This is a genomic window from Stutzerimonas sp. CXK-1, from assembly GCF_057738225.1.
This window is the reverse complement of record NZ_CM173217.1, coordinates 792,915-807,802: the sequence shown is the minus strand read 5'-3', so window position 1 is coordinate 807,802 and position 14,888 is coordinate 792,915. Positions and strand designations below refer to the sequence as shown.

Below are 14,888 nucleotides of genomic sequence, written 5' to 3'. Positions count from 1 at the left end.
TCCGCTAGAGCAGCTTGTCGAGGGTGATCGGCAGTTCGCGCACGCGCTTGCCGGTGGCATGGTAGATGGCATTGGCCACCGCTGCGGCGACCCCGACGATGCCGATCTCGCCGACGCCCTTGGAGCCCAGGTCGTTGACCACGCTGTCGTGCTCCTCGACGAAGATCACGTCGATCTCCGGGATGTCGGCGTTCACCGGCAGGTGATACTCGGCCAGGTTGTGATTCATGTAGCGCCCCAGGCGATGGTCGATCAGCGTTTCCTCGTGCAGCGCCTGGCCGATGCCCCAGACAACACCGCCAACGATCTGGTTGCCCGCGGTCTTCGGATTGACCACACGCCCGGCGGCCACCGCGCTGACCACCCGGCTGACCTTCACCGTGCCCAGCGCTTCATCCACCCGCACCTCGACGAACACCGCCGAGTGCGTGCCGGTCGCCCAGTTCTTGCGCTGCTCGCCGGGCTCGACGCGCACCTCGGCGTCCAGCGCCCCGCTGACCTCGACGATGCGCTCGAGTTCGACCGCCGAATACGGCGGGCGCTTGAGGCGCATGCTGCCGTTGCTGAAGGCGACATCGTCGATGCCGGCGCCGGTGAACGGCGAGGCCGGTGACTGCTGGGCGGCATCGAGCAGCTTCTGCCGCAGCGCCAGGCAGGCCTGGTGCACCGCGCTGCCCACCGAGGAAACGGTCGCCGAGCCACCTTCGAGCGGTGCCTGCGGCAGGCTCGAGTCCCCCAGGCGGAAGTCGACCCGCTCCATCGGCAGGCCGAGCGCGGCCGCGGCGATCTGGGTCATCGCCGTGTAGGTGCCGGTACCGATGTCCGCCGTGGCGCTGCTGACCTGCAGGCGGCCATCGGCATCGATGCAGGCCCGTGCGCTGGCGGGCATCTGCAGCGCCTCCCAGACGCCGGTGGCCATGCCCATGCCGATCAGCTGGTCGCCGTCGCGCAGGCTGCGCGGGGCCGCCGGCCGGCGCGACCAACCGAAGCGCTCGGCACCCTGCGAATAGCAGGCACGCAGCTCCTTGCTCGAATAGCGCTTGCCCTGGTTGCCGTTGAGCTCGCTGTAGTTGCGCAGGCGCAGTTCCAGCGGGTCGACGCCCGCCGCATAGGCCAGCTCGTCCATCGCGCACTCGAGGGCGAAGACGCCGATCGCCGCGCCGGGGGCGCGCATGTCCAGCGGCGTGTAGACGTCCAGCGAAGCGAGCCGGTAGCCCAGCTGCACGTTGTCGCAGGCGTAGAGCATGCCCGACCAGTCCACCTCGTGCTCGGTGAAGTCCTCGAAGCTCGAGGTCTGGCCGATGGCCTGGTGCGCCAGCGCCTGCAGACGGCCATCGCGATCGGCGCCCAGGCTCAGGCGCTGCAGCGTGCGTGGCCGATAGCCAAAGGTGAACATCTGCTGGCGGGTCAGCTCCACGCGCACCGAGCGATGCAGCTTGAGCGCCGCCATCACGGCCAGCGGCAGCTGGTACTGCGGGCGCAGGCCCGAGCCGAAGGCGCCCCCGACGAAAGGCGCGAGCACGCGGATCCGCCCCTGCATGCCGAACACCTTTTCCAGGTAGCGCTGGCAGTTCTGCACGCCCTGGGTCTTGTCGTGCACCAGCAGCTCGCCGTCGGGCTGGTAGAACACCGTGGACGCGTGGGTTTCCATTGGGTTGTGATGTTCGACCGGGGTCTGGTACTCGCACTCGACGCGCACCGGCGCGACGGCAAAGGCACCGGCGAAATCGCCGCGCGGCTCCGGCGGCGGCTCGGGGGCCTCGTGCGCCTGCTCGCTGACGGCCAGCAGGTCGGTCTGATGCGGCTCCTGGCGGTACTCGATGCGCACCTGCGACGCCGCATGTCGCGCCAGTTCGCGCGTTTCGGCGACGACCAGCGCGAGCGGCTGGCCGTTGTACAGCACGCGGTCGTTGAACAGCGGGCGAAACGGCGAACCATCGGCGGCATCGTCGTCCTGGTAGGGCTTGTCGTAGCTGGCGACCGGCGGGCGGTTCTCGTGCGTCAGCACCAGCACGACGCCATCGAGCGCCTCGGCCTCGCGGGTATCGATGCACAGCACCTGGCCGCGGGCGATGCTGCTGCAGACCACCACGCCATGCAGCAGGCCCGGCGTATCGAATTCGGCGGCGTAGCGCGCCTGGCCGGTAACCTTCAGCGGTCCATCGACCCGGGCCAGGGGCTGACCGACGGGTGCGGCGAGGGTATTCATCGCGGGGTTCCTCCTGCGGCTTCGCCGAGCGCGCGAACGATCGCGCGCCGGGCCAGTTCGATCTTGAAGGCATTGCCGGCCAGGGGCTGAGCACCCTGCAGCAGGCGCTCGGCGGCCTCGGCAAAGGCCGCCGGTTCGGCCCGGCGACCGCAGAGCAGTTGCTCGGCCTCGATCACGCGCCATGGCTTGTGCGCCACACCGCCCAGGGCGATGCGCGCACCGCGGATCTGCTCGCCGTCGAGATCCAGCGCGGCGGCCACCGAGACCAGCGCGAACGCATAGGACGCGCGGTCGCGCAGCTTGAGATAGGCGCAGTGGTTGGCGTAGCCCTGCGCGGGCAGCTCGACGGCCGTGATCAGCTCGCGCTCATCGAGGTTGTTGTCGCGCCAGGGTTCGTCGCCCGGCAGGCGGTGGAAGTCGGCGAAATCGATGCGCCGCTTGCCCTGCGGGCCCTGGGTATGAACCTGCGCGCCCAGCGCCGCCAGCGCCACGCAGAGGTCGGACGGATGCACCGCCACGCAGGCCTCGCTGGCGCCGAGGATCGCGTGCATGCGGTTGAGGCCGTCGCGCGCCGGGCAGCCGCTGCCCGGTTCGCGTTTGTTGCAGGGTGTCTGCGCGTCGTAGAAGTAGTAGCAGCGGGTGCGCTGCAGCAGGTTGCCGCCGGTGCTGGCCATGTTGCGCAGCTGCGGCGAGGCGCCGGCGAGGATCGCCTTGGCCACCAGCGGGTAGCGCGCCTCGATGCGCGGGTCCCAGGCCAGCTCGGCATTGCCGACCAGCGCGCCGATCAGCAGGCCGCCTTCGGGCGTCGGCGTGATCTCGCGCAACGGCAGGCGGTTGATGTCGATCAGCCGGCGCGGGTGCAGCACGTTTTCCTTCATCAGGTCGAGCAGGTTGGTGCCGCCGGCGATGAAGCGGCTGTCCGGGCCGATCAGCGCGAGCGCCTCGTCGATCGCCTCGGGGCGGTGATAGCTGAACGGCGTCATGCGTCGCCTCCCTGGCCGCGCAGGGTCGGCAGCGCGTCCTCGATGGCGGCGAGGATGTTCGGATAGGCGCCGCAGCGGCACAGGTTGCCGCTCATCTGCTCGCGCAGCTCGTCGCGGGTCCGGGCCCGGTTCTCGTTGGCCAAGCCTACCGCCGAGCAGATCTGCCCGGGCGTGCAATAGCCGCACTGAAAGGCATCGTGGCGAACGAAGGCGGCCTGCATCGGGTGCAGCGCGTCTTCGTCGGCCAGGCCTTCGATGGTGGTCACCTGCGCGCCGTCCTGCATCACCGCCAGGCTCAGGCAGCTGTTGATGCGGTGGCCGTCGACAAGCACGGTGCAGGCGCCGCACTGGCCGTGGTCGCAGCCCTTCTTCGTGCCGGTCAGGCCCAGGTGGTCGCGGAGCAGGTCGAGCAGGGTGGTCCAGGGCTGGACATCGAGCTCGCGGCGTTCGCCGTTCAGCTCGAGCGTGATGTGGCAGGCGGCGGGTGCGCCTGCCTCGGGGAGGTTCTGGCTCATGGCAGCCTCACGGTCAGGTGGCTCAAGGGCGGCATCCGTGCATCTGGGGTTACGACCGGCCGCGCGCATCCATCGTTCAGCGGCTTCGTCGACCGCTCAGGCACAGCGCTGCGCGAGCGTCTCGCCGGCCCCGTTGCGGATGGCCACGACCTGCGCCATCAGCGACAGCGCGATCTCCGCCGGCGTGCGGCTGCCGATGGCCAGGCCGATCGGCCCATGCAGCCGCGCCACGGCGCTCGCCTGCAGGCCCAGCGCGAGCAAGCGCTCCTTGCGCGCCTTGCTGTTGCGCCGCGACCCCAGGGCGCCGACGTAGAACGCCGCCGAGTCGAGCGCGGTGAGCAGCGCCATGTCGTCCAGCCGCGGGTCGTGGGTCAGTGCGACGATGGCGGTGTGGGCGTCCGGCTCGATCGCCGCCACCGCGTCGTCCGGCATGCCCGAAACGAAGCGTACCGCCGCCGGCCAGTCATGCCGGTAACCGGGCCGCGGGTCGCAGATCAGCACTTCGAAGCCGAGCCCCAGGGCGAGCTCGGCGGTGTAGCGCGACAGTTGCCCGGCACCGATCAGCAGCAGCCGCCAGGCCGGGCCGAACGGGGCCTGCAGGGTCTGGCCGTCGAAGCGCAGTTGCGTCTGGACGTCGGCCGGCAGCAGCTCGACCCGGCCGCTCTGCAGGTCCAGCCGCCGCAGCACGCGCTGGTGCGCCGAACAGCGCGCAAGCAGCTCGTCGAGCCAGGCGACCGTGCGTAGCGGCTCCTGCACCAGGCGCAGGGTGCCGCCACAGGGCAGGCCGAAGCGCGCCGATTCCTCCTTGCTGACGCCGTAGGTGATGAGCTCGCAGCGCTGTCGTTCGGGCGCGTCGCCGATACGCGCCAGCAGATCGTCCTCGACGCAGCCGCCGGATACCGAGCCTTCCACCCGGCCGTCCTCGCGCAGCGCCAGCAGGGAGCCGACCGGCCGCGGCGCGCTGCCCCAGGTCTCGACCACGGTGTAGAGCCATACCTGCCGACCGTCGCCCAGCCACTGCCGGGCGCGGCGCAGGACGGCGAGATCCACGCTGTCCATTCCCACTCCTGTCTCGATCATGGCCGGCGGTTGTCGGCCTGTCTTGACTGACTGGACGCCAGGCGGGTTGGTTCGCCGTAGCCGGGCCGGGGTGTGCTCGCGTGACGAACTCCTGCCGACGAGCGGTGTTCTACAGAAGGTCCCGGACGGCCGCGCCCGCCGTCCCCGCCACGATTCGACGTCCAGGAGCCCGGATGCCCTCCTCTTCCTCCGTCCGACCGCTGCACCGCTGGCTTGCGCTGCTGCCCTGCCTGCTGGTGCTCGGCGGCTGTGCCGACGACAGCGAGCCGGCCGCGCAGCCCCCGCGGGTGGCGATCGTCGAGCCGCTGCAGCCCGCCCGCCCGGCGCCCGAACCGTTGCGTTTCGCCGGCGTGGTGCAGAGCGTGACCAGTACCCAGCTGTCGTTCGAGGTGCCCGGCCGCATCGAGCGCATCGCCGTCGACGAAGGCACGCACGTCAAGCGCGGCCAGCTGCTGGCCGAACTCGACCGCACCGACTATCAGCTGCAGCTGCGCGAGGCGAAGGCACGCCTGGCCCAGCTGGAGGCGGACCTGGCGCGCAAGCGCGAGCTGCTCGCCGAGGGCATCCTCGCCCCGGCGGCCGTCGAGCCGCTGCAGGCCAATACCGTGGCGGCGCGCGTGGCGCGCGACAGTGCCTTGCGTGACCTGGCTCGCACGCGCCTGAAGGCACCGTTCGACGGCGTCATCGCCCGCCGCCTCGTCGAGCCGGACATGGTCGTCGCGGTTGGCACCCCGGTGTTCGCCATGCAGGACAACGGCCACGTCGAGGTCGCCGTCGACCTCCCGGAAAATGCCGCGCTGAGCCTGCCGCTCGGCCCCGAGCTGGAGGCCGAGGGCCGGCTGGTGATCGCCGATCTCAGCCTGCCGCTGCGCTACAAGGAACACAGCACGCAACCGCAGGAGGGCGCACGCACCTACCGCCTGATCCTGCAGGGCGAGTCGCCTGAGGAGGTCAACGTGTTGCCCGGCATGGCCATGCGCGTCGAGCTGGTCCGTCCGGTGGCGCTGCAGGCACCGCTGCCGGAGCATTTCCGTGTACCGCTGGCGGCGCTGCAGACCGCCAGCGACGGCAGCCACTACCTGTGGTTCGCCGCCGACGGCCGCGCCCGCCGGCATCGCGTACAGCTGCAGGCGATCGAGCAAGGCGACGCGCTGGTCGCCGGCGACGGGCTCGAGGGTGGGCGCCCGCTGGTCGTCGCCGGCGCCAGCAAGCTGCATGAGGGCCAGGCCATCGAAGCGCGGCAGCGGAACTGAGCCGATGGATTTCGCCCGTTACGCGATCACTCGTGCCGTCAACGTCTGGATACTGGTGCTCACCTGCCTGGTCGGCGGCGTGGTGGCGTTCTTCGAGATCGGCCGCCTGGAAGACCCCGAGTTCACCATCAAGGAAGCGGTGATCAACACCCAGTACCCCGGCGCCAGCGCGCTGGAGGTCGAGCAACAGGTCACCGAGACGCTTGAGAGCGCCATCCAGCAGATGTCGCAGGTCAAGGAGATCCGCTCGCGGTCGTTGCCCGAACTCTCCGAAATCCGCGTGGAAATCCAGGATCGCTATGCCGGCGATGCCCTGCCACAGATCTGGGACGAGCTGCGCAACAAGGTCGGCGACGCCCAGGGCGACCTGCCCTCCGGCGCGCGCCCGCCACAGGTCAACGACGACTTCGGCGATGTCTACGGCATCTTCTATGCGCTGACCGGCGAAGGCATGACACCGCACGAGCTGCACGAACTGGCCAAGGAACTGCGCCGCAGCCTGCTGGCCACCGACGGCGTGGGCAAGGTCGAGATCGCCGGCGTGCAGGAAGAGCAGATCGTCGTCCAGGTCGACCAGGCGCAGCTCGCCGCGCTGCGCATCGGCCCCGACGAGATCGCCGCGGCCTTGGCCGACGCCGACGCTGCGGTCGAAGCCGGCGGCGTGAAGAGCGGGCAGTTCTTCCTGCGCCTGCGCCCCAGCGGCGCCTTCGACTCGCTCGATGAGCTGCGCGCGCTGCCGGTCGGCCAGGGCGACGGGCGGGTCGATCTGGGCAGCATCGCCAGCATTCGCCGCGACTATGCCGAGCGCCCGCGGCAGATCATCCGGCACAACGGCGAGCCGGCGCTGACGCTGGGCATCAGCGGCATTTCCGGGAGCAACATCGTCGAGGTCGGCGAACGCGTGGAGGCCACGCTGGAGGCCATCCACTACCGCATGCCGGTCGGCGCCGAACTGCACCCGCTGTACCAGCAGCACCGCATCGTCGATGAATCGGTCAACAGCTTCGCGCTGAACGTCTTCCTCTCGGTGGCCATCGTGGTCGGCGTGCTGTGCCTGGCGATGGGCCTGCGCGCCGGCGCGATCATCGGTGCGGTGCTGTTTCTCACGGTGCTCGGCACGCTGTTCGTCATGTGGCTAGCCGGCATCGAGCTCGAACGCATCTCGCTGGGCGCGCTGATCATCGCCATGGGCATGCTGGTGGACAACGCGGTGGTGGTCTGCGATGGCATGCTGATCCAGCAGCGACGCGGGCAGAGCATTCTGCAGGCCGCACAGCAGACGCTGCGCCAGACCCAGTGGGCGCTGCTCGGCTCGACCATCATCGGCATCCTGGCCTTTGCCGGCATCGGCCTGTCGCAGGACACCACCGGCGAGTTTCTCTTCTCGCTGTTCTTCGTCATCGCCGTCTCGCTGCTGCTGAGCTGGCTGCTGGCGCTGCTGGCGGTCCCGCTGTTCGGTCACTACCTGCTCGAGTCGCGCCAGCCAGACAGCGACAAGGAACCCGACGAGCCCTACCATGGCCCGCTCTACGACCGCTTCCGCCGGCTGGTGCGGGGCGTGCTGCGGCACGCCTGGCTGACGGTCGCGGTGCTGGTCGGCCTGACCGCGCTCAGCCTGTTCGGCTTCACCCGCCTGCCGCAGAGCTTCTTTCCGCCGTCGAGCACACCGATCTTCTACGTCAACCTGTTCCTCCCCCAGGGCACCCATATCCGCGAGACCAGCCGCACCGCCGAGGAGGTCGGCCAGTACCTGGCCGGGCTCGACGGCGTCACCGACGTCTCCACTTTCGTCGGCGCCGGCGCCTCGCGCTTCATGCTCACCTACATGCCCGAGCAGCCGAACTCGGCGTTGATGCACTTTCTGGTGCGCACCCGCGACGCCGAACGCATCGAGGGCCTGGTGCGCGAGATCAACGATCGCCTGCCGCGTCGCTACCCCTCGGCGGACGTCGCGGCCATGCAGTTCATGTTCGGCCCCAACGCCGAATCCAAGCTGGAGGCCCGCATCAGCGGGCCGGACATCGCCACCCTGCGCGCCCTGTCGAACGAGGGCCAGCGCCGGCTCGAGGAGCAGGGCCGGGTGTTCAACATCCGCGACAACTGGCGCCAGCCGGTGCCGGTCCTGCAGCCGCGCCTGGCGCTCGACCGGCTGGCCGATGCCGGCCTGACGCGCCAGGCGGTCGCGCGCTCGCTGTCGGTGGCCAGCGAGGGCCAGCAGGTGAGCCAGCTGCGCGAGCGCGACGAGCTGGTACCGATCCTGCTGCGCGCGGCGCCGGAAGACCGCGCCAGCGACGACGACCTCTTGCAACGCCTGATCTGGAGCCCGGCGAGCGCGCGCTACGTGCCACTGGCCCAGGTCGCCGACGGCGTCGAGCCGGTCACCGAGAACACCCTCATCGGCCGCTACGACCGGGTGCGCACCATTGCCATCCGCGCCGAGCCGCTGGACGGCGAAAACACCAACGCCGCCCATCAGCGTATTCGTCCGCTGATCGAGAGCCTCGACCTGCCGCCGGACTACCGCCTGGAATGGGGTGGCGACTACGAGCAGTCCAGCGAGGCGCAGCAGGCGCTGGCCAGCACACTGGCCACGCCGTACCTGGCCATGGTGCTGGTCACCGTGTTGCTGTTCGCCCGCGTGCGCCAGCCGCTGATGATCTGGCTGGTGGTGCCAATGGCCATCTGCGGGGTGACCTTCGGCCTGCTGGTCACCGGTCAGTCGTTCGGCTTCATGGCCCTGCTCGGCCTGCTCAGCCTGACCGGCATGTTGATCAAGAATGCGGTGGTGCTGGTCGACGAGATCGATCGGCAGATCGACGACCAGGTGCCGCGCCTGACCGCCATCGTCGAAGCCTCCGCCTCGCGCCTGCGCCCGGTGGTAATGGCCGCCGGCACCACGGTGGCGGGCATGATCCCACTGCTATTCGACCCGTTCTTCGCCAACATGGCCGTCACCATCATGGGTGGCCTGAGCTTCGCGACGCTGCTGACCCTGCTCGCCGTGCCCTGCCTGTACCTGCTGTTCATGCGCGTGCGCGCGGAGGAAACCGCATGATGGCTCGCACTGCCCTATCCGCCGTGCTGGCGGCCACGCTGGCGCTTGCTGCCTGCACGAGCGTCCCGCCGCAACCGCCGCCCGAGCTGCCGCCCGAGTGGTTCGGCCCGGCCTCGGCCGCCCCGCTCGATGAGCAGGCGCTGGCCGACTGGTGGCAGCGCTTCGACGACCCGCAGCTGAGCGCCGTGGTGCAGCGCGCCATGCAGCGCAACCATGACGTGCGCCTGGCCATGCAGCGGGTCGAGGCGGCACGCGCGCAGCTGCGCCAGTCGCGCGCCGGGCTGTTCCCGACCTTCGACCTGCCCGGCTCGGCCAGCCGGCAATGGATCGAGAACGATCAGCAGGCGCCGGCCGAAGGCCCGCTCGCCGAGATCGTGCCGGACGACGACTGGATCAGCTTCGACAGCTGGGAGCTGGCCCTGCAGGCCACCTGGGAGCTCGACCTGTTCGGCGCCACCCGAGCCCGCAGCGAGGCCGCCGGCCAGGCGTTGCGCTCGGCCCAGGCGCAGGCGGTCGCCGCCCGCCTGGCGGTGGCCGCCAACGCCGCGCAGGGCTACCTGCAGTTGCGGGCGCTGGCGGCGCAGCGCGCCTTGCTGGTCGAGGCCATCGCCATTGCCCGCGAACTCGAGCGCATCGCCGGGCTGCTGTTCCATGCCGGCGAAGTGACCCGCCTGGACGTCGAGGCCACCGCGGCGGAGCGCGCCGGGCTTGAAGCCGAGCTCGGCGCGCTGGAGATCGACCTGGCCGAAGCCGGGCTCGCACTCGATACGCTGCTGGCCGAGCCACCGGGCAGCCATGCCGCCCGGCTGGCCGAGCCGGCGCCGATCCCGCTGGCGCAGGGCCCCATCCCGGCCGGCCAGCCGATCGACCTGCTGCGCCGACGGCCGGACCTGATCGCCGAGGCGGCACGCCTGCGCGGCAGCGAACTGGAGGCGCTGGCGGCACGCCGCGACCTGTTCCCGACCCTGGCCGTACAGGCCGCGGTCGGCCGTTCGGGGCTGGCCCTGGGGGACGCGATTTCCAGCGCGTCGAACTTCGCCCGGGTCGGCGCGACCTTTGGCCTGCCGTTTCTCGACTACCGCCGGCGCGGCGCGGCCATCGACCTGGCCGATGTCGAGAACCGCAGCGCCTACATCGGTTTCGAGCAGGCCCTGGCCGAGGCGCTGGAAGAGGTCGAGCGCGCGCTGGCGCGGATCGACGGGCAGACCCGGCGGCACGCCGCGCTCGAACGCACCCTGGCGCATCGCCAGCGCGCCTATGCCCTGGCCCAGCGCAGCTACCGGGTCGGCGAGGTGAACCTCAGCGAAGTGCTCGACGCCCAGCGCGGCGCGCTCCAGGCGCGCCAGCGCGCGGTCGCCGGGCGCTCGGCGTTGGCCACCGCCCAGGTCGCCCTGTTCGTCGCGCTGGGGGGCGGTTGGACGGGCGCGAGCGAGGGCCCCGCGCACGCCGGCGACGACTGATCGGCTGCGACGCTCGCGGCGCTGCACCGCTACCGGCTGGCGGTGTAATATCCGCGGCTTTTGCCACTGGCGCGACCTTGGGCTTTGCTAAAGAGCGCGCGAACGTCTCCGATCAAGACCGGTAAACAAGGGAAATCCCATGCTGGAAAAGCTGTTCCAACTCAAGGCTCACCACACCACGGTGCGCACCGAGATCCTCGCCGGTCTCACGACCTTTCTGACGATGGCCTACATCCTGTTCGTCAACCCGAGCATCCTTGCCGAGGCCGGGATGGACCACGGCGCGGTGTTCGTCGCCACCTGCCTGGCCGCGGCCATCGGTTCGGCGGTGATGGGCCTGCTGGCCAACTACCCGATCGCGCTGGCGCCGGGCATGGGACTGAACGCCTTCTTCACCTACACCGTGGTGCTGACCATGGGCTACACCTGGCAGACCGCGCTGGGCGCCGTGTTCCTCTCCGGTGCGATCTTCTTCGCGCTGTCGATCTTCAAGATCCGCGAGTGGATCATCCACAGCATTCCGCTGGCCCTGCGCGCCGGCATCGCCGCGGGCATCGGCCTGTTCCTGGCGATCATCGCGCTGAAGAACGCCGGCATCGTGGTCGACAACCCGGCCACCCTGGTCGGCCTCGGCGACCTCACCAGCGGCGGGCCACTGCTGGCCTGCCTGGGCTTCTTCGTGATCGCCGCACTGGCCTACCGCAAGGTCACCGGCGCGGTGATGATCGGCATCCTGCTGGTCACCGGGCTGTCGATCGTGCTCGGCCTCTCCGAACTGGGCTCGGTGGTCTCGATGCCGCCGTCGCTGGCGCCGACCCTGCTGCAACTGGACATCGCCGGCGCACTGGACATCGGCCTGCTCTCGGTGATCTTCGCCTTTCTCTTCGTCGACCTGTTCGACACCTCCGGCACCCTGATCGGTGTCGCGCAGAAGGCCGACCTGCTGGACAAGGACGGCCGCATGCCGCGCCTGGGCCGCGCCCTGCTGGCCGACAGCACCGCAACCATGGCCGGTGCCGCGCTGGGCACCTCGACCACCACCAGCTACATCGAGTCGGCCGCCGGCATCAGCTCCGGCGGGCGCACGGGCCTGACCGCCTGCGTGGTCGCCCTGCTGTTCCTGCTCAGCCTGTTCTTCGCCCCGCTGGCTGGCGCCGTGCCAGCCTACGCCACCGCCCCGGCGCTGCTGTTCGTCGCCGTGCTGATGATGAGCAGCCTGGCCGGCATCGACTGGGACGACCTCACCGTCGCCGCGCCGGTGGCCATCGCCGCGCTGGCCATGCCGCTGACCTTCTCCATCGCCAACGGCATCGCCTTCGGCTTCATCGCCTGGACCGCCATCAAGCTGCTGGCCGGCCGCTGGCGCGAGCTGAGCCCGGCGATGTGGATCCTCTCGGCGCTGTTCGTGATCAAGCTGGGCTTCTTCAACGGCTGATGGCGCCTGGTAGCGGTGGGCTGAAGCCCACCCTACCGTCCCCGCACAACGCTCAGGCGTCGGGTGGGCTTCAGCCCACCAAAGCCCCGTGCGGGACCGGACCAGCCCTGACAACCCGCGCCGGCGCGCCGTACAATCCGCGCCCTTGCTGTTGCGCAGGTGGATGAGGTTTTTCCATCCACCTTTGTCACGCGAACGGTGGATGAAAAAACCGCCTTCCACCTAAGATCTACCTACCATTTCAAGAGCCATCATGAGCGCTCCGCAATTCGACCCCGCCACCTACGCCGCCCAACTCGCCGAGAAAGCCGCCCGGCTGGCGGAGCTGCTGGCGCCCTTCGCCGCACCGGCAGCGGAGGTCTTCGACTCGCCGCGCGAGCATTACCGCCTGCGTGCCGAGTTCCGCCTGTGGCGCGAGGATGGCCAGCGGCACTACGCGATGTTCGAGCCCGGCGACAAGCACAAGGCGATCCTGATCGACGACTTCCCCATCGCCAGCCGCCGCATCAACGAGCTGATGCCACAGCTGAAGGCCGCCTGGCAGGCTTCGGAAGTCCTCGGTTTCAAGCTGTTCCAGGTCGAATTCCTCACCACGCTGGCCGGCGACGCGCTGATCACCCTCGCCTATCACCGCCCGCTGGACGAGGCCTGGCAGGCCGAAGCCGAACAGCTCGCCGCCCGGCTGGGTGTGAGCCTGGTCGGCCGTTCGAAGGGCAAGCGCATCGTCATCGGCCGCGATTACGTGGAAGAGGAGCTGGTGGTCGCCGGGCGGACCTTCCGCTACCGCCAGCCGGAAGGCGCCTTCACCCAGCCCAACGGCGAGGTCTGCCAGAAGATGCTGGGCTGGGCGTACGAGGCGCTCGGCGAGCGCGACGACGACCTGCTCGAGCTCTACTGCGGCAACGGCAATTTCACCCTGCCGCTGGCCACCCGCGTGCGCCGGGTGCTGGCCACCGAGATCAGCAAGGCCTCGGTCAACGCCGCGCTGGCCAACATCGCGGATAACGGCGCAGGCAATATCGAACTGGTGCGCCTCTCCGCCGAGGAGCTGACCCAGGCCCTCAACGAGGTGCGCCCGTTCCGCCGGCTGGCCCACATCGACCTGAAGAGCTACCAGTTCGGCAGCATTTTCGTCGACCCGCCGCGCGCCGGCATGGACCCGGACACCTGCGAGCTGGCCCGCCGCTTCGAGCGCATCCTCTACATCTCCTGCAACCCCGAGACGCTGGCCGCCAACATCGCCCAGCTGCACGACACCCATCGCATCGAGCGTTGTGCGCTGTTCGACCAGTTCCCCTATACCCACCACATGGAAGCCGGGGTGCTGCTGGTCCGCCGCTGAGCCATGCGCCGCCTTGCCCCTGGCGGCGGCGCACTTCCATAATCGGTCGCACAAGAACGAGACCGAGCTGCCATGGCCATCGCGCGCGAATACCTGGACCAACACGGCCTGATCATCGGCGTATCGCCCGAGCGCTTTCGCGCCATGGCCATGCCGCTGCTGTTCGATCACCTGAATGCGCAGTGCGAGGGGACCATCGCGGTCAACCGCGAAGCGCGCATCGTCTGGATGAACGACAAGTACGCCGAGAAGATCGGCATCCGCGAGCCGGCCAGCGCGCTGGGCAAGGAAGTCGAGCAGGTACTGCCGGCCAGCCGCCTGCGCGAAGTGGTACAGAGCGGCCAACCGAGCATGCTCGATTTGATGGCCTTTGGCAGCGAGCACTTCGTGGTCACCCGCATCCCGCTGCGCGACGAGGACGGCACGCTGGTCGGCGCGCTGGGCTTCGTGCTGTTCGACCGCGCCCGCCACCTCAAGCCGCTGATGGCCAAGTACAGCCACCTGCAGACCCAGCTGCTGGCCACCCAGAACGAACTGGCCAAGGCCCGCCGTGCGCGCTACACCATCGCCGGCTTCATCGGCACCAGTGCCGCGGCCGGCGAGATCAAGCGCCAGGCCCGCTGGGCCGCGCAGCTCGACGCCACGGTGCTGCTGCGCGGCGAGACCGGCACCGGCAAGGAACTGCTCGCCCAGGGCATCCACAACCTCTCGCCACGGGCGCGCGGCCCCTTCGTCGCGGTGAACGTCGCGGCGATCCCGGAAAGCCTGGTGGAAGCCGAGCTGTTCGGCACCGCGCCCGGCGCCTTCACCGGGGCCGACCGCAAGGCGCGCATCGGCAAGTTCGAGGTCGCCAATGGCGGCACCCTGTTCCTCGACGAGATCGGCGACCTGCCGCTGGCGCTGCAGGCCAAGCTGCTGCGCGTGCTGCAGGAGCAGGAGGTCGAGCCGCTGGGCTCCAATCAGGTCAAGCCGCTGAACGTGCGGGTGATCGCCGCCACGCACATCGACCTCGAGGCCAGGGTGGCCGCCGGTGAATTCCGTGACGACCTCTACTATCGGCTCAACGTCCTGGCGCTGCGCGAGCGCCCGACGGACATCCCGGCGCTGGTCGAACATCTGCTCGACGACATCGCCAACCGCTCCGGGCAGGCGCCGATGGAGCTGAGCCAGGAGGCGCTGGCCCTGCTCTGCGCGCAACCCTGGCGCGGCAACGTGCGGGAGCTGGGCAACCTGCTCGAACGCGCACAGTTGTGTGCCGAAGGCCCGCAGCTGACCGCCACCGACCTGCTGCCGCTGCTCGCCGAGCCCGTCACCGAGGGCGAGCCGGCAGTCGCCGTCGCGGCGCCGGCTGCCGTCGCTTCCTCGCCGGAACCGGGCGCCCCCGTGCCACCGCTGGCCATGACCCTGGCCGAAGCCGAGCGCCAGGCCCTGCAGCATGCCCTGCAGGCCTGCGCGGGCAATCGCCGGCGCGCCGCGGGGGTGCTCGGGATCTCGCGTGCAAGCCTCTACAGCAAGCTCCAGCTGCACGGCATCGGCGGGCGCTGAACCGCGGCAGG

The 14,888-nt window shown here is 70.1% G+C and carries 10 protein-coding genes; 6 read left to right on the top strand and 4 right to left on the bottom strand.

Annotated elements, in window-relative coordinates; all coding sequences use genetic code 11:
• Positions 1 to 4: 4 nt before the first annotated feature.
• The 4 genes from AC0KXH_RS03810 to AC0KXH_RS03795 form a co-directional block, all read right to left on the bottom strand.
• Entirely contained in the window at positions 5 to 2,209 is a 2,205-nt protein-coding gene (locus AC0KXH_RS03810) for a xanthine dehydrogenase family protein molybdopterin-binding subunit (protein ID WP_488224189.1), read from the bottom strand.
• Positions 2,206 to 3,192 (bottom strand): FAD binding domain-containing protein, encoded by a 987-nt coding sequence (locus AC0KXH_RS03805; protein ID WP_061340107.1) that lies wholly within the window; start codon positions 3,190 to 3,192, stop codon positions 2,206 to 2,208. The genes AC0KXH_RS03810 and AC0KXH_RS03805 overlap by 4 nt, the downstream gene beginning before the upstream one ends.
• Positions 3,189 to 3,707, bottom strand: coding sequence for a (2Fe-2S)-binding protein (locus tag AC0KXH_RS03800; RefSeq protein WP_041103766.1), 519 nt, complete (start codon positions 3,705 to 3,707; stop codon positions 3,189 to 3,191). The genes AC0KXH_RS03805 and AC0KXH_RS03800 overlap by 4 nt, the downstream gene beginning before the upstream one ends.
• Positions 3,708 to 3,803: 96 nt before the next feature.
• Positions 3,804 to 4,766, bottom strand: a complete 963-nt coding sequence (locus AC0KXH_RS03795) for an XdhC family protein (protein ID WP_428744199.1) — start codon at positions 4,764 to 4,766, stop codon at positions 3,804 to 3,806.
• A 194-nt stretch (positions 4,767 to 4,960) separates the two neighbouring features.
• Between AC0KXH_RS03795 and AC0KXH_RS03790 the strand changes: the two genes are divergently transcribed.
• The 6 genes from AC0KXH_RS03790 to AC0KXH_RS03765 all read left to right on the top strand — a co-directional run bounded on the left by AC0KXH_RS03790 (position 4,961) and on the right by AC0KXH_RS03765 (position 14,877).
• Positions 4,961 to 6,040, top strand: coding sequence for an efflux RND transporter periplasmic adaptor subunit (locus AC0KXH_RS03790; protein ID WP_488224188.1), 1,080 nt, complete (start codon positions 4,961 to 4,963; stop codon positions 6,038 to 6,040).
• A 4-nt stretch (positions 6,041 to 6,044) separates the two neighbouring features.
• Entirely contained in the window at positions 6,045 to 9,095 is a 3,051-nt protein-coding gene (locus AC0KXH_RS03785; RefSeq protein WP_488224187.1) for an efflux RND transporter permease subunit, read from the top strand.
• On the top strand, positions 9,095 to 10,555 hold the full coding sequence (locus tag AC0KXH_RS03780) for an efflux transporter outer membrane subunit (protein WP_488224186.1): 1,461 nt from the start codon (positions 9,095 to 9,097) through the stop codon (positions 10,553 to 10,555). Before AC0KXH_RS03785 ends, AC0KXH_RS03780 begins: the two co-directional genes overlap by 1 nt.
• Before the next feature lie 139 nt (positions 10,556 to 10,694).
• Positions 10,695 to 11,990, top strand: coding sequence for an NCS2 family permease (locus AC0KXH_RS03775; RefSeq protein ID WP_043218612.1), 1,296 nt, complete (start codon positions 10,695 to 10,697; stop codon positions 11,988 to 11,990).
• A 253-nt stretch (positions 11,991 to 12,243) separates the two neighbouring features.
• Positions 12,244 to 13,332, top strand: coding sequence for a tRNA (uridine(54)-C5)-methyltransferase TrmA (gene trmA, locus AC0KXH_RS03770; RefSeq protein WP_165563986.1), 1,089 nt, complete (start codon positions 12,244 to 12,246; stop codon positions 13,330 to 13,332).
• A 72-nt stretch (positions 13,333 to 13,404) separates the two neighbouring features.
• Positions 13,405 to 14,877, top strand: coding sequence for a sigma-54 interaction domain-containing protein (locus AC0KXH_RS03765; protein WP_488224185.1), 1,473 nt, complete (start codon positions 13,405 to 13,407; stop codon positions 14,875 to 14,877).
• Positions 14,878 to 14,888: the final 11 nt, after the last annotated feature.